General features: G+C 73.2%; 22 protein-coding genes and 1 riboswitch. Of the genes, 7 read left to right on the top strand and 15 right to left on the bottom strand.

Annotated features, from left to right (window positions below; translation table 11 throughout):
- Position 1 precedes the first annotated feature (1 nt).
- The 4 genes from V3C34_RS06215 to thiC form a co-directional block, all read right to left on the bottom strand.
- On the bottom strand, positions 2-649 hold the full coding sequence (locus tag V3C34_RS06215) for a thiamine phosphate synthase (protein ID WP_338538603.1): 648 nt from the start codon (positions 647-649) through the stop codon (positions 2-4).
- Complete coding sequence (gene thiM / locus V3C34_RS06210) at positions 640-1,443, bottom strand: hydroxyethylthiazole kinase (protein WP_338538604.1); 804 nt, start codon at positions 1,441-1,443, stop codon at positions 640-642. The genes V3C34_RS06215 and thiM overlap by 10 nt, the downstream gene beginning before the upstream one ends.
- Positions 1,440-2,792 (bottom strand): MFS transporter, encoded by a 1,353-nt coding sequence (locus V3C34_RS06205; RefSeq protein ID WP_346008323.1) that lies wholly within the window; start codon positions 2,790-2,792, stop codon positions 1,440-1,442. The genes thiM and V3C34_RS06205 overlap by 4 nt, the downstream gene beginning before the upstream one ends.
- On the bottom strand, positions 2,789-4,540 hold the full coding sequence (gene thiC, locus V3C34_RS06200) for a phosphomethylpyrimidine synthase ThiC (RefSeq protein ID WP_082807612.1): 1,752 nt from the start codon (positions 4,538-4,540) through the stop codon (positions 2,789-2,791). Before thiC ends, V3C34_RS06205 begins: the two co-directional genes overlap by 4 nt.
- A riboswitch (TPP riboswitch) is annotated at positions 4,535-4,644 on the bottom strand. (Overlaps the previous gene by 6 nt.)
- A 30-nt stretch (positions 4,645-4,674) precedes the next feature.
- Here thiC and thiD point away from each other — a divergent pair.
- Positions 4,675-5,517 (top strand): bifunctional hydroxymethylpyrimidine kinase/phosphomethylpyrimidine kinase, encoded by an 843-nt coding sequence (thiD, locus tag V3C34_RS06195; protein ID WP_346008322.1) that lies wholly within the window; start codon positions 4,675-4,677, stop codon positions 5,515-5,517.
- A 21-nt stretch (positions 5,518-5,538) separates the two neighbouring features.
- Here the strand turns inward: thiD and V3C34_RS06190 are convergent, their stop codons facing one another.
- Together V3C34_RS06190 and V3C34_RS06185 are read right to left on the bottom strand one after the other, a co-directional pair.
- Complete coding sequence (locus V3C34_RS06190; RefSeq protein ID WP_068325857.1) at positions 5,539-6,564, bottom strand: tellurite resistance/C4-dicarboxylate transporter family protein; 1,026 nt, start codon at positions 6,562-6,564, stop codon at positions 5,539-5,541.
- Position 6,565: 1 nt separating this feature from the next.
- Positions 6,566-7,093 (bottom strand): DinB family protein, encoded by a 528-nt coding sequence (locus V3C34_RS06185; RefSeq protein ID WP_346008321.1) that lies wholly within the window; start codon positions 7,091-7,093, stop codon positions 6,566-6,568.
- A 61-nt stretch (positions 7,094-7,154) separates the two neighbouring features.
- Between V3C34_RS06185 and V3C34_RS06180 the strand changes: the two genes are divergently transcribed.
- Together V3C34_RS06180 and V3C34_RS06175 are read left to right on the top strand one after the other, a co-directional pair.
- Positions 7,155-7,952: a helix-turn-helix transcriptional regulator gene (locus V3C34_RS06180; protein WP_346008320.1), complete on the top strand. Its 798-nt coding sequence runs from the start codon at positions 7,155-7,157 to the stop codon at positions 7,950-7,952.
- Positions 7,953-8,071: 119 nt separating this feature from the next.
- Positions 8,072-8,500, top strand: a complete 429-nt coding sequence (locus V3C34_RS06175; RefSeq protein WP_338538608.1) for a hypothetical protein — start codon at positions 8,072-8,074, stop codon at positions 8,498-8,500.
- 27 nt (positions 8,501-8,527) lie between these two features.
- Here V3C34_RS06175 and V3C34_RS06170 read toward each other — a convergent pair whose 3' ends face one another.
- From V3C34_RS06170 to V3C34_RS06155, 4 genes are read right to left on the bottom strand one after another with little or no spacing between them, the layout of a single operon-like run.
- Positions 8,528-9,121 (bottom strand): protein-L-isoaspartate O-methyltransferase, encoded by a 594-nt coding sequence (locus V3C34_RS06170; protein ID WP_346008550.1) that lies wholly within the window; start codon positions 9,119-9,121, stop codon positions 8,528-8,530.
- Between the two features lie 11 nt (positions 9,122-9,132).
- A complete protein-coding gene (locus tag V3C34_RS06165) occupies positions 9,133-9,576 on the bottom strand; it encodes an SRPBCC family protein (protein WP_346008319.1) in 444 nt (147 codons plus the stop codon).
- A gap of 23 nt (positions 9,577-9,599) precedes the next feature.
- Positions 9,600-10,523: an NADP-dependent oxidoreductase gene (locus V3C34_RS06160; RefSeq protein ID WP_346008318.1), complete on the bottom strand. Its 924-nt coding sequence runs from the start codon at positions 10,521-10,523 to the stop codon at positions 9,600-9,602.
- A gap of 45 nt (positions 10,524-10,568) precedes the next feature.
- Positions 10,569-10,934 (bottom strand): zinc ribbon domain-containing protein YjdM, encoded by a 366-nt coding sequence (locus tag V3C34_RS06155; protein ID WP_068325878.1) that lies wholly within the window; start codon positions 10,932-10,934, stop codon positions 10,569-10,571.
- A 24-nt stretch (positions 10,935-10,958) separates the two neighbouring features.
- Here V3C34_RS06155 and V3C34_RS06150 point away from each other — a divergent pair, with 24 nt between their 5' ends.
- Complete coding sequence (locus V3C34_RS06150; protein ID WP_346008317.1) at positions 10,959-11,393, top strand: VOC family protein; 435 nt, start codon at positions 10,959-10,961, stop codon at positions 11,391-11,393.
- Positions 11,394-11,412: 19 nt separating this feature from the next.
- Here V3C34_RS06150 and V3C34_RS06145 read toward each other — a convergent pair whose 3' ends face one another.
- Positions 11,413-12,087, bottom strand: a complete 675-nt coding sequence (locus V3C34_RS06145) for a hypothetical protein (protein ID WP_068325883.1) — start codon at positions 12,085-12,087, stop codon at positions 11,413-11,415.
- An 83-nt stretch (positions 12,088-12,170) separates the two neighbouring features.
- On the opposite strand from V3C34_RS06145, the gene V3C34_RS06140 reads away from it, so the two are divergent.
- The gene (locus V3C34_RS06140) at positions 12,171-12,380 is read left to right on the top strand and encodes a dodecin (RefSeq protein WP_338539276.1); all 210 of its coding nucleotides are present in this window, start codon (positions 12,171-12,173) and stop codon (positions 12,378-12,380) included.
- Positions 12,381-12,403: 23 nt separating this feature from the next.
- A complete protein-coding gene (locus tag V3C34_RS06135; protein WP_346008316.1) occupies positions 12,404-13,681 on the top strand; it encodes an amidase in 1,278 nt (425 codons plus the stop codon).
- A gap of 11 nt (positions 13,682-13,692) precedes the next feature.
- On the opposite strand, the gene ychF is transcribed toward V3C34_RS06135, so the two are convergent.
- Genes ychF through V3C34_RS06115 form a run of 4 tightly spaced genes read right to left on the bottom strand, consistent with a single transcriptional unit; the run spans position 13,693 to position 16,209 of the window.
- A complete protein-coding gene (gene ychF, locus V3C34_RS06130) occupies positions 13,693-14,778 on the bottom strand; it encodes a redox-regulated ATPase YchF (RefSeq protein ID WP_068325886.1) in 1,086 nt (361 codons plus the stop codon).
- A 12-nt stretch (positions 14,779-14,790) separates the two neighbouring features.
- Entirely contained in the window at positions 14,791-15,081 is a 291-nt protein-coding gene (locus V3C34_RS06125; protein WP_346008315.1) for a hypothetical protein, read from the bottom strand.
- Complete coding sequence (locus V3C34_RS06120; protein WP_346008314.1) at positions 15,078-15,638, bottom strand: NUDIX hydrolase; 561 nt, start codon at positions 15,636-15,638, stop codon at positions 15,078-15,080. The genes V3C34_RS06125 and V3C34_RS06120 overlap by 4 nt, the downstream gene beginning before the upstream one ends.
- A 19-nt stretch (positions 15,639-15,657) precedes the next feature.
- Entirely contained in the window at positions 15,658-16,209 is a 552-nt protein-coding gene (locus V3C34_RS06115; protein ID WP_346008313.1) for a DinB family protein, read from the bottom strand.
- 320 nt (positions 16,210-16,529) lie between these two features.
- Here V3C34_RS06115 and V3C34_RS06110 point away from each other — a divergent pair, with 320 nt between their 5' ends.
- Positions 16,530-17,939 carry an HNH endonuclease signature motif containing protein gene (locus V3C34_RS06110; protein WP_346008312.1) on the top strand — a complete coding sequence of 470 codons (1,410 nt, stop codon included), beginning with the start codon at positions 16,530-16,532 and terminating at the stop codon, positions 17,937-17,939.
- Positions 17,940-17,969 lie beyond the last annotated feature (30 nt).

Below are 17,969 nucleotides of genomic sequence, written 5' to 3'. Positions count from 1 at the left end.
CTCAGCCCCACGCGGCGAGCACCGCTGCTGCGGCGGCGCCCGGGTCGGCGGCACCCATGACCTCGCGCACGACGGCGACCCCGGCGACACCGGTCGCCGACAGCGCCGGGACGTCGGCGAGCGTGACGTCGCCGATCGCGATGACCGGCAGGCGCGTCGCCGCCACGCGCAGGGGGTAGCCCGCCAGCCCCACCGGTGGGCGACCGACGTCCTTGGTCGGCGTGGGGCGGAAGGGCCCGCTGCCGAGGTAGTCGGGTCGCGCGGCGCCCCTGCGGGACTCCGCCTCGCGGACGTGCTCGAGGGTGCCCGCCGTGAGCCCGACGAGCGCATCGCTCCCGAGGAGTGCCCGGGCCGCGGCGACGGGCAGGTCGGCCTGCCCGAGGTGGACCCCGTGCACGGGGGCACCGTGGCGGCGGGCGGCGTGGGCGACGTCGGCGCGGTCGTCGACGAGGACGCGGGTGGCCGGCGCCACCGCGGCGACCGCCCCGGCCACGTCGATGACGAGGTCGAGCAGCTCACCGGCGAGCAGGTGCTTGGCCCGCACCTGGATGACACCGGCTCCTGCAGCGGCCGCCGCCGCTGCGGCGGCCACCGTGGCCGGCCCGTCGCCCGAGGTCACGAGGTACGCGCGCCAGTCGATCAGCCCCATGCCAGCCGCACCTCCCCCGCGACCTCGTCCGCGCCCACCTCGTCGAGCGCGTCGAGGAGGCCGACGCGAAAGCTCCCGGGCCGCAGGTGTGCCACCCGCTCCGACGCCACGGTGAGCAGGGCGGTGGCGGCCACCGCTGCGACGAAGGGGGTCGCCACCGCCAGGTGCGCCGCCGTCAGCGCCCCCAGGAGGCAACCCGTCCCGGTGACCCGGGTGAGCAGCGGTGTCCCCGATGAGATCCGGGCGGAGCGCCGGCCATCGGTCACGAGGTCGACCTCACCGGAGACGGCGACGACGCAGGCGTGGTCGAGGGCGAGCGCCCGGGCCGCGCGGGCGGCCGCTTCGGGGCAGGCGGTGCTGTCGGCGCCGCGACCCCCCGTCGTCCCGCCGGCGAGCACGAGGACCTCGGAGGCGTTGCCGCGGACCACGGACGGTCGCAGGGCGAGCAGCTCGCGGGCGAGGGGCGTGCGCACGGGCGCGACGCCGATCGCCGTCGGGTCCAGGACCCACGGCACGCCGCGCTCGGCCGCGGTCCGCGCCGTCGGGAGGAATCCGACCATGCCGTCCGTGCTCAGCGACCCGAGGTTGACCAGGAGGGCATCCGCGACGGTGACGAGGGTCGGAGCCTCCGCGGCGCTCTCGGTGAGCATGGGCCGCGCGCCGGCCGCGAGGAGCCCGTCGGCGACGAGTGCCCGGGTCACGGATCCGGTCGCGCCGTGCACGAGGGGCGCTCGCTCGCGCAGCGCCCCGACCGCGGCGGCGACCCGGGGCCGCAGGTCGTCCACGTCGCTCATCTGCCGACCCCCACCGCGGCCCGCGCGTCGACGCGCTCACCCGCGACCCGGGCGAGGTCGCGGTCGAGGTCCGCGGGCGCGAGCCGTGGGCCGAGCGCACCGCACCCGGCGACGAGCAGGCCCGCGACGACGAGGACGGCGGCCACCGAGCCGTCGTGGCCGAGGACCCGCTCGAGCTGCGGCATCCACCACGGCCACAGCGCCGGTCCCACGATCGAGAGCGAGTACGCCGTGCCGTAGCCGGTCGAGCGCACGTGGGCGGGGAGCCGTTCGCACAGGTACGCGCCCACCGGTCCGTAACCGCAGACCGTGATGACCTGCAGGAGCGCGATGCCGACGACGAAGGGGAGGACGCCCGCGGTCATCGTGGCGACCCACAGGGCCGGCGCGAGCAGGGCGGCCGTCAGTCCCCAGCCGACGAGGAACCGGCGGCGGCCGACGAGCGTCGAGAGGTGGCCGGTCGTCGACATGACGAGGGCCTGGGTGACTGCGGCGACGCCCATGACGACGGCGACGGCACCGCCGTCGAGACCGGCGTCCGCGTCGAGTCGACCGGTGGCCAGGATGACGACCATGTTGGTCATGAGCCACAGCCCGCTCATCAGCCCGAACATCTGCCAGAAGGCGCCTGCGTACGCACCGCCGAGGACGGCGCGCAGCCCGAGGGAGGTGCGGGCCCTCCCTTCGCCCGCGAGCTCGCGCTCCCGCACGACGCCCGGCGCGTCGGCGACGCGCGCCGAGTAGTAGGCGAGGAGCGCCAGGCTAGCCAGCCCCCCGGCGACGAAGGAGAGGCGCCAGCCCCACCCGGCGTACGCGGCCGGACCGAGGAGCGCGATCAGTCCGGCGGTCGCGAAGGCGATCGTCGACTGCGCCCACGGGGCCATCGACATGATCAGGCCGGAGACGAGGCCACGGCGGCGCGGGGGCGACCACTCCATGGCGAGCGGGATGGCCGAGGTGTACTCCCCCGCGATGAAGACGCCCCCGACGAAGCGCAGCAGCACGACGAGCGCGATCGCGGCGGTCCCGATGCTCTCGTGCGAGGGGACCGCCGCGATGGCGAGGGTGCACGCGGCGGTGCCCGCGATGGCGACCTGGGTCGTGCGGGTGCGGCCCACCCGGTCGGCGACGCGACCGAAGACCATCGACCCGATCGGACGACCGAGCAGGGTGGCGACGACGACGACTGCCCCGGTGGTGACGCCGGCGTCCGGGCCGGCGAGGGTCGTCAGCGCGGGGGCGAGGGCGAGCACCGGGAGGAAGATGTGGACCTGGTCGACGTAGTTGCCGACGACGCCGGCACGCACGGCGGCCCGCCCGGCCGGCGGCAGGCCCGGGACGAGGCTCATCGGCCGGGCTCGCCGGCGACGTAGACGCTGGCGCCGAGCTCGACGAACTGGCGGGACTTCGCCGCCATGCCCGCCTCGACGACGGCACGCTGCTCCGCGGCCGAGCCGTAGGCGTCCCGGATGTCCTGGCTGATCCGCATCGAGCAGAACTTCGGGCCGCACATCGAGCAGAAGTGCGCGGTCTTCGCCGGTTCGGCCGGCAGGGTCTCGTCGTGGAAGGCCATCGCCGTCTCCGGGTCGAGGGAGAGCGCGAACTGGTCGTGCCAGCGGAACTCGAAGCGGGCCTTGCTCAGCGCGTCGTCGCGCACCCGGGCGCCCGGGTGGCCCTTGGCCAGGTCGGCCGCGTGTGCCGCGATCTTGTAGGTGATGACGCCGACCTTGACGTCATCTCGGTTGGGCAGGCCGAGGTGCTCCTTGGGCGTGACATAGCAGAGCATCGCCGTCCCGTGGCGGGCGATCTCGGCGGCACCGATCGCGGAGGTGATGTGGTCGTAGCCGGGTGCGATGTCGGTGACGAGCGGGCCGAGCGTGTAGAAGGGCGCACCGTGGCACCAGTCCTGCTCGAGGTCGATGTTGTCCTTGACCAGGTGCATCGGCACGTGGCCGGGGCCCTCGACCATGACCTGCACGTCGTGTTCCCACGCCCGCTGCGTCAGCTCGCCGAGGGTGCGCAGCTCGGCGAGCTGGGCCTCGTCGTTGGCGTCGGCGATCGATCCGGGACGGAGACCGTCGCCGAGGGAGAAGGCGACGTCGTAGCGCGCGAAGATCTCGCACAGCTCGTCGAAGTGGGTCCACAGGAAGGACTCCTCGTGGTGGGCCAGGCACCAACCGGCCATGATCGAGCCGCCGCGCGAGACGATCCCGGTGACGCGGTCGGCCGTCATGGGGACGAACGGCAGCCGCACGCCCGCGTGGATGGTCATGTAGTCAACACCCTGCTCGCACTGCTCGATGACCGTGTCGCGGAAGATCTCCCAGGTGAGCGCCTCCGCCTGCCCATCGACCTTCTCCAGCGCCTGGTAGATCGGCACGGTCCCGATCGGCACCGGGCTGTTGCGGATCAACCACTCACGGGTGGTGTGGATGTCGTCGCCGGTCGACAGGTCCATCACCGTGTCGGCGCCCCAGCGGGTGGCCCAGGTCAGCTTCTCGACCTCCTCGGCGATCGAGGAGGTGACCGCGGAGTTGCCGATGTTGGCGTTGATCTTCGTCAGGAAGGCCCGCCCGATGATCATCGGCTCGGACTCGGGGTGGTTGACGTTGTTGGGGATGATCGCCCGACCGGCAGCGACCTCGTCACGGACGAGCTCGGGTGAGCAGCCTTCTCGCAGAGCGACAAAGCGCATCTCCGCGGTGATCTCACCGCGCCTCGCGTAGTGCATCTGCGTGACCGTGCGGCCGCCCTCGGAGCGAAGGGGGGTCCGCTCGCGTCCGCGCCAGGCCAGCGAGGCCTCGCCGCGGCGCATGGCCGAGCGTCCGTCGTCGGCCAGATCGCGCGGGCGACCCTCATAGACCTCGACGTCACCGCGGGCCCGGATCCACTCGGTGCGCAGGTCGGGCAGACCGACCTGCGGGTCCGAGCCCGGCCCACGGGTCCGGTAGACGTGCACGTCCTCGTGGGGGGTGCCGTCCGGAGCCGGCGCCAAGGAGATCGCGGTGACCGGCACGCGGATGCTCTCGTCGTGCGGGTCGACGACCTCGACCCGACGGTGCTGGGGGTGGACTTCGGACTCAAGGGGTGTGCGCATGCAGCGCCTCCTCTTCCTTCGCCGGCATGATCCGGACAGGTTCAGACGGTCCGGACGGCGGTAGTCCGATCTCAGCTCGTGCCCGAGCTCCCGTGGGGGTGCCACCACACTAACCACATCGCTACTGTGCTCGCATGAGCGCCCCCCTCCCTCGGCCGCCGATCGCGTTGTCCATCGCCGGATCCGACCCGTCGGGAGGCGCCGGCATCCAAGCGGACCTGAAGACCTTCAGCGCACTGGGCGCCTACGGCACCTGCGTGATCACCGCCCTGACCGCCCAGTCGACTCGTGGGGTCACGCTCGTCCACGACGTACCGGTCGACGTCGTCCGGGCCCAGGTCGAGACCCTCGTGGAGGACGTGCGCATCGACGTGGTCAAGGTCGGGATGCTGGCCTCGCGGGCGCTCGTCGAGACCGTGCACGAGCTCCTCTCCCACGGTGCCCTGGGCGACGTGCCCGTCGTGCTCGACCCGGTCATGGTGTCCACCTCCGGGTCGCGTCTGCTCGCCGAGGGCGCCGTCGCCGCGGTGCGCGAGCTGCTCCCCCGGGCCGACGTCATCACGCCCAACGTCCCGGAGGCCGCGGTCCTGCTCGACGAGCCGGTCGCTGGGTCACCGGACGAGCTCGCGGACCAGGCCCGGCGCCTGCGCGAGCTCGGCGCACGCAGGGTGCTGGCCAAGGGAGGGCACCTCGCCGGCGACGCGTCCGTCGACATCTGGCTCGACGCCTCGGACCCGTTGCCGCTCAAGGCTCCTCGCATCACGACGGGGGCGACGCACGGTACCGGCTGCACGCTGAGCTCGGCGATCGCCGCCCTTCGTCCCCGACACGACGAGTGGCTGCCCGCGGTCATCGAGGCCAAGGCGTGGCTCACCGAGGCACTGCGTCACGGTGAGGCCCTCGACATCGGCCGGGGGCCGGGGCCGGTGCACCACTTCCACGAGCACGAGCGGTGGCGGGCGCCGGTCGGCGGGTGAGCCGCGTCCCCGGGGCCGGCCCTACCGCTCGCGGCGCCCGGCCCGCACCCAGCTGACCGCCATGGCCCCTGCCGCGAGCAGCCACGCCGTGACGGCGACCCACAGCCACGCCGCCCCGATGGCCTCGACGAGCGGCAGGGCGTCGGCCCGCCCGAGGTACATCCCGGCGACCGCGTACATGCCGAGCGGGAAGACGATGCTCCACCACGTGGACTCGTACCGCAGGGGGATGCGGTGCACGAGGTGGCGCCAGACGCCGACCGCGAAGAGCACGGGGATCAGCCACGTCGCCCAGGCCCAGCACAGGACGACGAGACCGGCGATGAGCCCCGAGGTCGCGTCCACCATCGGCGTCGAGTCCATCTCGACGATCTTGGCGCCCGCGACGACGGTGATCGCGACCGCACCCATCGAGACCCAGTACGGGGGGTTGAGGTCCTGCGGGCTGAGCGGGTAGAGCACGAGCCGCAGCGCGACGAAGACGGCACAGGCGGCGTAGAGGACGACCCCGACAGACCACGCGAGGACCGCGAGGACGGCGAGCGCCTGCCTCCCGGAGGTGACGACGGGCTCGAGCCCCGCGGCGGCCGCGGCGACCGACTGGCTGCCGACGACCCAGATGAACCAGGTGCCGTTGGCCTCCGTGAGCACGGGTCGCTCCGCCCGGGAGAGGACGGCGGCCCACGGCACCCCGTAGCCGAGGAGGACCCAGGCGGTCGTGGCAGCGACGAGGAGGACGGCGCTCACGCCGGGCGCGATCTCGATGAGCCGGACGGCGAGCACGCCCGTCCCGGCCACGACCGTGAAGTAGCCGAAGGCGAGCCGCGGGTCGTGCAGGTCGGCGAGCGCCCGCTCGCGGTGGCCCACGAGTCGGACGACGAGCGCGAGCACCAGGGCGACCCACGCGGTCGCGGCGACGACGAGCAGGACGGTCGAAGGGAGGGCCCGCCCCTGCTGGTCCATCCCGACCGAGACGATGCCGGTCGCCATGACGAAGGCGAAGGCTCCGGGTGGCAGACCCGCGACGGCCGAGCGCACGTGGTCCATGTCAGGCGTCGACGTCGTGCAGGTGGTGCTCGACGTCGTGCAGGAGGTAGCGGGCGAGCTGGGTGACGGTGAAGGGCCGGCCGTCTCCGCGCAGACCCGTCCGCTCCCAGTCGTCGCCGCGCACCCGGGCCAGGACGGCAACGGTGCGCTGCGTCTCGTCGGCGATCTCGCGCTCGACCTGCGCCGGGTCTGCGGCCCAGAACCGACGACGGACCGCCTCGGCCTCCCCGTCGTAGTCGGCGAAGGCAGCGCCCTGCGTCGCGAGCATCGCCTCGACCCGCTCACGCAGGACCCGGACGAGGTCACGGGAGTGGCCGGCGTACTCGACGGTCGACCAGACGCCGGGGGCCGGTCGCTCGCCGGCGTCCGGGCGCTGCAGCGCCGTCGCGAAGCGGCGGGCTGCGGTCTGCAGACGCTCGCCGGTCAGCACGGGGTCGTGGGGGGCGTACCCGCACTCCCGGCACCCGTCGTCCACGACGAAGGTCCAGTCGCGGGCGTCGGGCGTGGCGGGAGGAGGCGTGGCGTCCATGACCGCCATGGTGCCACTCGGGCTCTTTACTGAATGCTTAACGTCCACCACACTGGTGGGCGTGGCGAACGATCCCACCACCGAAACCCTCGCGACGGTGGTCGAGCTCGTGACCCGGGTGGGGAGTGCCTCGCAGGAGCCGGACCAACGACTCGAGGTCATCGTCGACCTGTTGTCCGAGCGTCTGCACTCCGACGTGGGCCTCATGGTCCACGGCGCGCCCGACGGTTTTGCCGTGCGGGCGGTGGGTCGTGCCGCCACGCCGGACGCGCGACGTCGGATGGGCGAGGAGATGCGCATCACCGGCGCCCCCGACCCGCTGCTCGACCCCTTCCGCCGCGGCTCCATCGAGCCGACCACCGCGGCTCGCGCCCACGGCGGCCAAGAGGCCTGGCAGGCGAGTGCCAAGTGCATCGGCAGCATCGAGATCTGGGGCATCAACCAGGTCGCAGCCCTGCCGGTGAGGGGTGGCGTGGAGTTCGTGGCCTTCCTCATCGGGCGGTACGGGGAGGACTACGACGACGACGACCTGGACCTGCTGCGGTCGGTCCAACCGGTCGTCGCCGGTCTGGCACAGCTCCTCGAGCCCGAGCACCTGATCGTCCCGAGTCTGCGGGTCGCCCGTCTCACGGCGCGCGAGGAGGAGGTGTTGCGGCTGCTTGCCGGCGGGCACAAGGCCAGCTCCATCGCGCGCCGGATCGGGTGCTCCCAGCGGACGGTGCACCGGCACCTGTCCAACGTGTACGGCAAGCTCGACGTGGGCGACCGGCTGACGGCGGTGACCCGGGCCCAGCAGCTCGGCCTGCTCGCGGAGGGGCCGGCCTTCGAGCTCGAGCCCTCCGACCACGGGAAGCGCTGACCGGTCGCCCACCCCCGCGCCATGGGTAGATGTACCCATGGCGAGGCCCTGCGGCGCAGCGGTGTGCTTGGACCCGTGACCACCGGACGGGCCGGTGGCCCGGGGAGAGGAACCATCCGATGTCACGCACGATCCTGCGCAGGGCCCTGGCCGTCACGGCCGGCACGGCCGCACTCACCTTCGGCGTCGCCAGCACGGCCAGCGCCCACCACTGCTACAAGGTCGACTGGAACGAGAAGGCCTACGCCCAGCAGTCCACGAACGGCTCGCCGTGGATGCCGCTGACCAACCTCGGGGCGATGATCATCGCCGAGGACATCGGCCTGCCGGAGTGCTCCGGCTACGCCCACATCGCCGTCCATCACTGGATGACCGAGACCGGCACCACCACCGAGCCGCTCATCCACACCAAGGCGACCGTCGGGGGCGGCGCCGCCCACCAGGGCAAGACCGTCAAGCCCTTCGCCTACCTCGGGGACGCCGACTTCGCGATCCTCGAGGAGGGCCTCGGGATGGCGATCGAGCAGTGTATGGCCGACCAGGCCTGATCGGGTGGGGTGGTCGGGCGGTCGGGATCAGTCCTCGACGAGGGGGACGAACCGGTAGCGACCGTGACGGGTCACGGTCGTGCCGCCCGACCCCCGCACCACGCGCAGCATCTCGCCGGCGACGGGGATGACCATCACTCCTCCCGGGCGCAGCTGCTCGACCAGCGCGTCGGGCAGCGCGGCGGGCTCGGCCGAGACGAGTACACGGTCGAAGGGGGCCCGGTCCGGGGCCCCGAGGACGCCGGCCTCGGCCCGCTCGACGTGCACCCAGGGTCGGGGGTCGAGGGCGAGCGCATCCCGCGCTGCTGCCACCAGCTGCGGGATGCGCTCGACCCCCAGGACGCTGCCGGAGGGGCCGACGAGCTCGCCGAGGATCGCCGCCGTCCAGCCCGAGCCGCTGCCCACGTCCAGGACGCTCAGGCCCGGGCGCACGTCGAGCAGGCGCAGCATGGCCAGGACCGTACGAGGCTGGGAGTTGGTCTGCTCGTACCCGATGGCCAGGGGGGCGTCGAGGTGGGCCGACGCTCGACGTGCCGGGGGGAGGAACCGCTCACGTGGGCAGGCGCGCATCGCGGCCTCGACCCGGTCCGGACGCTGCATCCTGTGACTCCTGACGCGGATCCGGGAGACCGTCAGGCGAAGAGCGCGGCGAGCCGGTCGAGCGAGGCCTGCAACCTATCGCTCGTGGTGCGGCGGGCGCGGGCGAGGCGCCGCTCGTCGGTCAGCTCGCTCCAGTCGTAGGTGTGGGTGACCTCGGTGCGGCCGTCGTCGGTCGGGGTGAGCTCCCAGCGCCACAGGTGGCCGGGGGGCACGCTGCCGGGTTCGGCGGGTCGCCAGGCGATCCGCCGCCCCTCCTCGAACTCGACGACGTGGTTGTCGCGTCGCATGCCGTCCTTGGTGAGGACCATGACGAAGACGTCACCGACGGCCCGGACGCGCTGCCCCGACGGCGCCTCGGCGAGGTTGTCGTTGCCGTCCCACGCGGGCTGGCGGGCGGGGTCGGCGATCTGCTCGAAGACCGCCTCCGGGGGCGCGTCGACGACGGCGGTGGCACTGACGACCCTGGTCTCGTCCATGGCACCCACCCTAGGGTGCGACGTCAGTCGGTGACCGCGATGACGATCTTGCCGTTGGCGGAGCCGCTGCGGCTCAGGGCGAAGGCGTCGGCCACCTGCTCGAGGGCGAAGGAGCGGTCGATCTCGACCGCGAGCCGCCCGGCGGCGACCTCCTGCAGCAGCTGTGCCAGACGCTCGCCGTCGGGCCGCACCCACACCCACCGGCCGCCGTGCTCCTCGACGGTGGGGTCGGCGACCGAGGCGAGGCGCCCCCCTTCGCGCAGCACGTCGAGGGAGACCTTGAGGACGCCGCCCACGAGGTCGGCCACGGCGTCGACCCCGTCCGGCGCCGCCTGCGCGAGGCGCTCGCGCAGCCCCTCCCCGTAGGCCACCGGCGTCACCCCGATCGCCGTCAGGCGGTCGTGGTTGGCGGGCGACGCGGTGCCCAGCACGGTCGCGCCGGCGGCCACGGCCAGCTGCGAGGCCAGGTACCCGACGCCTCCGGACGCGGCGTGGACCAGGAGGGTGTCCCCCTTCGTCACGGCGAGCGTCTCGAGGACGCGCAGCGCGGTGAGCCCGGTGAGCGGCAGGGCGGCGGCGACGTCGTCGCCCACCTCGTCCGGGACGGCCGCGACGTCGTCGGCCATGACCGTCACGTACTCGGCGAAGGTCCCGGCGGAGACGATCTGCTTGCGCGCGTAGGAAGCCACCCGGTCGCCCTCGGCGAGCTCCGGGGTGTCCGGGCCCACCGCGTCGACGACGCCGGCCACGTCCCACCCGGGGATGACGGGGAAGCTTGCGTCCATGAGGGCGTCGAGCCCGCCGGACATGACCTTCCAGTCCACCGGGTTGACCGCGGCGCGGGTCACGCGGATGCGGACCTCACCGGGCCCGACCTTGGGGACGGGCAGGTCGGCCATCCGCAGCTCGTCGTCGTCGCCGTACCGGTCATAGGTCATCGCTCGCATGGTGGGGTCAACGGCCCGATGGCGCGTGCGCATTCCGCGCGGGGCTCAGTCCGCCTTCTTCACGACGCTGGACTTGAGGAGGATCTCGCCGAAGGGAGCCACCTTGGCCTCGAGGTCGTGCCCGTCACCGCGGTCGGGGATGATCCGGATGCTGCGGACCTTCGTCCCGATCTTGAGCACGCCGCCGCCGGATCCCTTGACCTTCAGGCCCCGGACCACGGTGACGCTGTCGCCGTCGACGAGGACGTTGCCGACGGCGTCCTTGGTCACCGGCTCGGCCGCGTCCGGGCCCGGCTGCGACGCGTCGTCGGGCGACCACTCGTGGGCGCACATCGGGCAGGTGAGGAGTGCGCCGGACGCGTAGGTGAACTCGCCCGCGCACTCGGGGCACGCCGGCAGCTGGTCGCTCATGGGTCCGGACTCTAGCCTGAGGTCATGGCCCTGAGGATGGACAACGTCGGCATCGTCGTCGAGGACCTCGCCGCGACGGTGGAGTTCTTCCGTGAGCTCGGTCTCGAGCTTGAGGGCGAAGGGGAGGTCGCGGGCGAGTGGGCCGGTCGCGTCACCGGTCTGGGCGACCAACGCGTCGAGATCGCGATGATGCGCACACCGGACGGCCATGGCCGCCTCGAGCTCAGCCGCTTCGTCGAGCCGGCCGTCATCGCCGACCACCGCACCGCGCCGGTCAACGCGCTGGGCTACCTGCGGGTGATGTTCGCGGTGGACGACCTCGACGCGACGTTGGAGCGGTTGCGGGCCAAGGGCGCCGAGCTCGTGGGAGAGGTCGAGCGGTACGAGGACGCCTACCGGCTCTGCTACATCCGTGGTCCCGAGGGCATCCTCATCGGCCTGGCCGAAGAGCTGGGCTGACCCGACCGCGCCGGCTCCCTCAGGCCAGGAGGTTCCCGCTCAGGTGGACCTCCACGTCGTGGGCGTGCGCGAGGTCGACGAGCCGCGGAGCGATGTCGGCGAAGGACTGCGGTGACAGCGGGAGCGTGAGGTCGCGCAGGGCGCTGCGACCGTCGACGAGCTCGAGCTCGATGGACCGCCGCCCGTCACGCATGCCGAGCCCGGTGCCGGCCGTGCGGTCGAGGCCGCCCTGGACCGCGGCTCGCAGGCGGTACCCGGGATCGAGCCGGGCGAGCGCGTTGGTGCGGCGAGCTCCCGGCAGATGGCTCCCGAGGGTGAGCGAGGAGATCTCGTCCCAGTCGATGTGGGGCTGGCCGACGCTGACCATCCCGTCGAGGACGACGAGCCCGTCCAGACCGCGGTCGTCGACGACGACCAGGGCGTCGGCCTGCCGGGACTGCCGCAGGACCTTGGTGAGCACCTCGACGGCACTGACCACTGTCGCGAGGGCCAGCAGGAAGAAGAAGATCCCGAACCCACAGCCGACGATCTTGCCGGCGAGGTCCAGCTGCTCGAGGGAGCCGATGACCATCCAGACCCCGAGGGCGCCCAGGGCGATCATCAGGAGCGTGGCGAGGCCGAAGCCCACGAGCTGCCGGCCGGCGCGACCCGGGTCGTACCGCAGGCTCAGCCGCTCACCGCTCCACGTGCTCACGGGTCGAGCGTAGGGCCGCGACCTCCACTAGCGTGACGGGACCGATCCTCGGCAACGGCGCCGGGGCCGACCTGGAGGCAGTCATGGCGAACCGGACGTACAACATCAGCGAGATCGTCGGCACGTCCCCCGACGGGGTGGACGCGGCCGTGAGGAACGCGATCTCCGAGGCATCGCAGACGCTGCGCAACCTCGACTGGTTCGAGGTGCAGTCCGTCCGCGGTCACGTCGAGGGCGACCAGGTCGCCGACTGGCAGGTGACGATCAAGCTGGGCTTCCGGCACGAAGGGTGAGCGGGGGCGGCCACGGGGCCGAGGTGACCGTCGCGGAGGTCCTGGAGCGCGGGCAGACGGACCCGGCGGCGGCGCACGTCTTCACGCGCACGTATGCCGCGGATGCCCTGGCCGCGGCTCGCGCGGCGGACGCTGCCGCCCCGGGGCCCGAGCGGCCCCTGGCCGGCCTGCCGGTCACGATCAAGGACCTCTTCGACGTCGCTGGTGAGACCACGCTGTCCGGCACGTCCGTGCGCCGGGGGCTGCCCGCCGCCGAGGCTGATGCCGTCGTCGTGGCGCGCCTGCGCCGGTCCGGCGCAGCGATCACCGGACTGACCAACATGGTCGAGTACGCCTTCGGCGGGGTGGGCCTGAACCCGCACTTGGGCACCCCGCGCAACCCCGCGGACCCCGACGTGGCGCGCGTCCCGGGCGGCTCGTCGTCCGGGGCCGCGGTGTCGGTGGGGCTGGGGCTGGCGGTCGCTGCCGTGGGCTCGGACACCGCCGGGTCGGTGCGGATCCCCGCAGCCCTGTGCGGACTGGTGGGGTTCAAGCCCACCCAGCGGCGGGTGCCCCTGACCGGGGCGGTCGAGCTGTCCCGCTCGCTGGACTCGGTCGGGCCGATCGCCCACTCGGTCGCCGACTGCCTCACCCTGGACGCCGTCCTGGCCGACGACCCGCTCGACGTGGCCGCGCGTCCGTTGTCGGGCATGCGGCTCGCGGCTGCCACGACGCTCGTCCTCGACGACCTCGAGCCGGCGGTCGCCACGGCCTACGAGCGGGCCCTGCGGATCCTCGCCGATGCGGGGGCGAGCGTCGAGGAGGTGCCGCTGCCGCAGCTCGGCCGGATCGCGGAGCTCAACCAACCGGCCGGCCTGTCACCGATCGAGTGCTACGCCGCGCACGGAGAGCTGGTCCGCTCCCGTCACGACGAGGTCGACCCCCGCGTCTGGCAGCGGATGGCGCCGGGGCACGGGATCAGCGCGGCCGACTACCTCGCCATCCAGGACCGCCGCGCGCGGTGGATCGCCGAGACCGAGCGGGCGCTCGCTCCCTTCGACGCCGTGCTGTGCCCGACGGTGCCGATCGTGGCGCCGGCGATCGCCGAGCTGGAGGCCTCCGACGAGGCCTACTTCGCCGCGAACCGGCTGCTCCTGCGCAACCCCTTCGTCGTCAGCTGGCTCGACGGCTGCGCCTTCTCGCTGCCCTGCCACGCGCCCGGCGAGCTGCCGGTCGGCCTCATGGTCGCGGGACCCCGCGGCACCGATGCCCGCGTCGCCGAGGTGGCCCTGGCGGCCGAGCTGGCGCTCGCCGCGCGCTGAGCGGGTGCGGGTCAGACGTTGAAGCGGAACTCCACGACGTCGCCGTCGACCATGACGTAGTCCTTGCCCTCCATGCGGACCTTGCCGGCGGCCTTGGCCTCGGCCATGGACCCGAGCCGGTCGAGGTCCTCGAAGGAGACGACCTCGGCCTTGATGAACCCGCGCTCGAAGTCGGTGTGGATGACGCCAGCCGCCTTGGGGGCGGTGTCACCGCGGTGGATCGTCCACGCGCGCGACTCCTTGGGGCCGGCCGTGAGGTAGGTCTGCAGGCCGAGGGTGTTGAACCCCTTGCGCGCCAGCTGGTCCAGACCCGGCTCGTCGATGCCGACGCTCTCGAGGAGCTCACGCGCGTCCTCGTCGTCGAGCTCCGCGACCTCGGACTCGAGCTTGGCGTTGAGGAAGATCGCCTCGGCCGGCTCGACGAGCGCCTGCATCTGCGCCTGCAGCTCGGTGTCGGTCAGCTGGTCCTCGTCGACGTTGAAGACGTAGAGGAAGGGCTTGGTCGTGAGGAGACCGAGCTGGGAGGCGATCTTCATGTCGACCCCGGCGGCGGCCCCCTTCGCGAAGAGCGTGTCGCCCGCCTCGAGCACCTCGCGGGCGGCGAGCGCGGTGTCGAGGACGTCCTTGTCGGTCTTCTTGCCCTTGACCTCCTTCTCGATCCGCGGGATCGCGGACTCGAGGGTCTGGAGGTCGGCGAGGACGAGCTCGGTGTTGATCGTCTCCATGTCGGAGGCCGGGTCGATCTTGCCGTCCACGTGGGTCACGTCGTCGTCGACGAAGGCGCGCACCACCTGGCAGATGGCGTCCGACTCGCGGATGTTCGCGAGGAACTTGTTGCCGAGGCCCTCCCCTTCGCTCGCGCCACGGACGATGCCGGCGATGTCGACGAAGGAGACCGTCGCGGGGAGGATCTTCTCGCTCCCGTGGATCTCGGCGAGCCGCTTCAGGCGTGCGTCCGGCAGCGGGACGACGCCGACGTTCGGCTCGATGGTCGCGAAGGGGTAGTTCGCGGCGAGGACGTTGTTCTTCGTCAGGGCGTTGAACATCGTCGACTTGCCGACGTTGGGGAGACCGACGATTCCGATGGAGAGTGCCACGGGGACAGGAGTCTAACCGCGCGAAGGGGGATCCCCGGCCTCACCCGTCCCCGCGGCCACCCAGCGGTGGAGCACGACCCGCAGGACGCACCAGATCGCGACGAAGAGGAGGAGCAGGCCGACCAGCCGCGGCCACGACCCGCCGGAGGTCGCGAGGACGGGCACGTAGAGCAGGACGCAGACCACGGGGATCGCCGCGAGGAGCAGCACGAAGTCCTTGGCGGTCTCCCGCCCCCACATGGACCAGAACGGCAGGCGCGTCGTCCGCCGCGGCAGGTGCAGGCCCTCCAGGGGGTCGCTCACGCGTCCTCCGGCGGGATGGAGTTCTCGAGGTAGGCGGTGGCGTCGACGGCGCCCATGGCGACCTCCGCGACCATGGCCGCGGTGTACGGGGCCACCCGCTCGGCGACGGTCTGCGCGTCGGCCCAGTGGACCGCCTTGATCTCGTGTGCCTGGAGCCGGGCGTCGGCGAGGACCTCCTCCGGGACGTGGCCGAGGTCGAAGAGGCACAGCAGAGCGTCGTCCCAGCCGCGGTAGGGCGGCAGCCAGTTGACAGCGAGCAGTCCCCGGACGGTGACGTCGAGGCCGAGCTCCTCCCTGACCTCGCGCACGACGCAGTGGGCCGGCGACTCCCCCGGGTCGACGATGCCGCCGGGCAGGTCCCAGTCCTGCTTGTAGACCAGCTCGCACAGGGCGACGCGACCGCCGTCCGTGCGCAGGACCCCTTGGGCGATGAGGCGCTTCTTGGGCAGGCGGGCGTTGAGGACCGTGTTGAAGGCGAGGCGCCCGGCCTCGGTCCCGAGGTCGGGACGAGCCGTCGAGGCCTTGACCTGCTCCTCGGTGGGCTCGTCGTGCGTCATGGCCCCGAGGCTACCCGCGCTACTCCCCCAGACGGCCGTCGATGCGCTCACGCAGCAGGTCCGCGTGGCCGAGGTGCCGGGCGTACTCCTCGATCATGTGCCCGAGCAGGGAGCGCAGGTTCCACGGCCACCCGCTGTGGTCGACGAAGGTGTCCTCGAGCCCGCGCGCGGCGATGATCGCGTCCGACGAGCGGCACTCGGCCCGCCACGCCGCGAAGGCCTCGTCGACGCACTCCCGCGTCCCGACCGCGTCGTCCCACTCGCCGTCCATGTTGCCCGGACCGCGGAAGAGGGTGGCGACGTCCTCCCCTTCGACGCACTGGCGGAACCACCCGCGCTCGACGCGCGCCATGTGGCGGACGAGCCCGAGGAGGGAGATCGTCGACGGCTCCACCGCGCGCTCGGCGAGCTGCTCTGGGCCCAGCCCGGCGCACTTGGCCTCGAGCGTCTCGCGCTGCCGCCGCAGGAAACCGGTGAGCATCGTGCGCTCGTCGCCCGCGGGGTCCTGGGGCGAGCGGGGGTCGCGTCCGCTCGCGTCGACGAGGCCTTCGGCGCGCTGGGTGTCGCTCATGGCTCCACGATCCTGCGGCGCCTGCCGGTGGTCAACGGGTCGGCACCGTTGTCGGTGGTCGACGAGAGGATCAGTCATGGGGTCGTCGACACGGACGAAGGGGGATGACGTGGCAGTCGTCGAGACAGATCCGATGGACGCGAGGGGCGCGGGGTCCGCAGGAGGTGGGGAGGGGCCACCGGGGGCGATCGCCGCGGTGATCTCAGGCGTGGCCCGGGCCCACGCGGGTGCCCGCACCGCGGCACCGGGCATGGACGACCGGGACCTCGAGGCGGCACTCCGGAGCACCGAGGCGGCACGCCGCACCATCGATGCCCTCGATGCCCTCGATGCCCTCGATGCTCACGCTCGTGGCGGAGCTCAACCGGCGGGGCGAGGAGCGGGGCCCCGACGGGCTCTTCCGCGAGCTCCGGCTGCCGGCCGACCGGGTCGCCGACATGGCACCGGACGTCCTCCCCCTCGCGGTCGCGGTGGGGCCGACGGAGGCCGGGCGCCGCTGCGAGCTCGCTGCCCGCGCTGCGACCGACCTGGCCGGCATCGTTCCCCTGCTTGCCAGCGGCCAGGTGAGCCGCCGGGCGCTGGAGCAGGTGCACCGGCACACGCAGGACACGAGCGCGGAGACGACGCAGACGATCGTCGAGCACCTCCTCGGGGCCCGACGAGGTCAGCCTGGCTCCGTCCGGATCTGCGGGATGGAGCCGCACGAGATCGCCAAGACCTGCCGACGGCTGATCAGCCGGCTCGACCCCGACCTCATGCAGGCACGGGCCGAGGCCAACCGCCGGGACCGGCTCGACGTGCGCACCGACCCGGGGCCGGTCGGCACGACGTGCCTGACGGCGACCCTGCCCACCGAGGTGGGGGCCGCGATCAAGGCTGCGGTCGACGCCGCCGGGCGGGTCCGGCGGGAGAGCGACCCGACGCTGACCGCCGGGAGCGCGCGAGCCCTCGGTCTCGCGGACCTGGTCCTGCGCGGGGTCGAGGTGGAGGCACAGGTACGCCTGGGGATCCCCGTCATCGCCTCCGCCGTGTCCCGCCTGACCTTCGCTCCGCCGCGCGGGTGCTGCGGAGCCACGACGGGGAGGGTGCGCCTCGTCACCGGGTCGGGCACGGACGCGGTCGAGGTCCTCGCCGAGGAGTGGATGGCGGACGTCACCACCCAGGTCCGGCTCGGCGACTCGGACCAGTCGCCGTGGATCTCCGGCACGACCATCCCGGGTGTCGGGTTCGTCCCGCCGGACGTCGTCGCCGCCATCGTCGGGCGCCTGGACACCCGGGTGGGCAGAGCGCTCCTGGACGCCCGCACCGGCACCCTCCTCGAGACGTCCACCGACCGATACGTCGTCCCCAGGGCCCAGCGCGAGTTCGTCGCGACGCGTGACGGCACGTGCCGCATGTGGGGCTGCGGTCGCCCGGTGGAGTCCACGCGACTCGGCTGGCAGGCCGACGTGGACCACGCGCCCCCGTGGCCGCGGGGCGGGACCACGCCCGGCAACCTCTCGGTGCTGTGCCGCCGGCACCACCACCGGGTCAAGCACGCCCCGCGCTGGACCCACCGGTTGCGGGCTGACGGGTCCACCGAGTGGGTCACCCCCGGCGGCACGACCGCCTTCACCTTCCCGGCGCACGCCGTGGACGCAGACGCGCAGGCCGGGACCTCGTCCCCACCCACGGGGACCAACGAGGCGGCCGGGTCGGCGCCCCGGAGCTACGACGCGCCACCCTTCTGACCCGCGTTGTCGGCGGCCGCTGGTTGGCTG

Source organism: Janibacter terrae, from assembly GCF_039636765.1.
GTDB lineage: Bacteria > Actinomycetota > Actinomycetes > Actinomycetales > Dermatophilaceae > Janibacter > Janibacter terrae.
This window is presented reverse-complemented; position numbering and strand designations above follow the sequence as displayed.

What these genes read in the sequence shown, in the direction of transcription:
- V3C34_RS06185 (WP_346008321.1), bottom strand. Translation starts at nt 7,093, where the DNA reads ATGGACGCCACGCCTCCTCCCGCCACGCCCGACGCCCGCGACTGGACC.
- V3C34_RS06140 (WP_338539276.1), top strand. Translation starts at nt 12,171, where the DNA reads ATGGCGAACCGGACGTACAACATCAGCGAGATCGTCGGCACGTCCCCC.
- V3C34_RS06110 (WP_346008312.1), top strand. Translation starts at nt 16,530, where the DNA reads ATGCCCTCGATGCCCTCGATGCTCACGCTCGTGGCGGAGCTCAACCGG.
- thiM (WP_338538604.1), bottom strand. Translation starts at nt 1,443, where the DNA reads ATGAGCGACGTGGACGACCTGCGGCCCCGGGTCGCCGCCGCGGTCGGG.
- V3C34_RS06115 (WP_346008313.1), bottom strand. Translation starts at nt 16,209, where the DNA reads ATGAGCGACACCCAGCGCGCCGAAGGCCTCGTCGACGCGAGCGGACGC.
- V3C34_RS06120 (WP_346008314.1), bottom strand. Translation starts at nt 15,638, where the DNA reads ATGACGCACGACGAGCCCACCGAGGAGCAGGTCAAGGCCTCGACGGCT.
- V3C34_RS06175 (WP_338538608.1), top strand. Translation starts at nt 8,072, where the DNA reads ATGTCACGCACGATCCTGCGCAGGGCCCTGGCCGTCACGGCCGGCACG.
- V3C34_RS06150 (WP_346008317.1), top strand. Translation starts at nt 10,959, where the DNA reads ATGGCCCTGAGGATGGACAACGTCGGCATCGTCGTCGAGGACCTCGCC.
- thiD (WP_346008322.1), top strand. Translation starts at nt 4,675, where the DNA reads ATGAGCGCCCCCCTCCCTCGGCCGCCGATCGCGTTGTCCATCGCCGGA.
- V3C34_RS06215 (WP_338538603.1), bottom strand. Translation starts at nt 649, where the DNA reads ATGGGGCTGATCGACTGGCGCGCGTACCTCGTGACCTCGGGCGACGGG.
- V3C34_RS06205 (WP_346008323.1), bottom strand. Translation starts at nt 2,792, where the DNA reads ATGAGCCTCGTCCCGGGCCTGCCGCCGGCCGGGCGGGCCGCCGTGCGT.
- V3C34_RS06190 (WP_068325857.1), bottom strand. Translation starts at nt 6,564, where the DNA reads ATGGACCACGTGCGCTCGGCCGTCGCGGGTCTGCCACCCGGAGCCTTC.
- V3C34_RS06160 (WP_346008318.1), bottom strand. Translation starts at nt 10,523, where the DNA reads ATGCGAGCGATGACCTATGACCGGTACGGCGACGACGACGAGCTGCGG.
- V3C34_RS06165 (WP_346008319.1), bottom strand. Translation starts at nt 9,576, where the DNA reads ATGGACGAGACCAGGGTCGTCAGTGCCACCGCCGTCGTCGACGCGCCC.
- thiC (WP_082807612.1), bottom strand. Translation starts at nt 4,540, where the DNA reads ATGCGCACACCCCTTGAGTCCGAAGTCCACCCCCAGCACCGTCGGGTC.
- V3C34_RS06155 (WP_068325878.1), bottom strand. Translation starts at nt 10,934, where the DNA reads ATGAGCGACCAGCTGCCGGCGTGCCCCGAGTGCGCGGGCGAGTTCACC.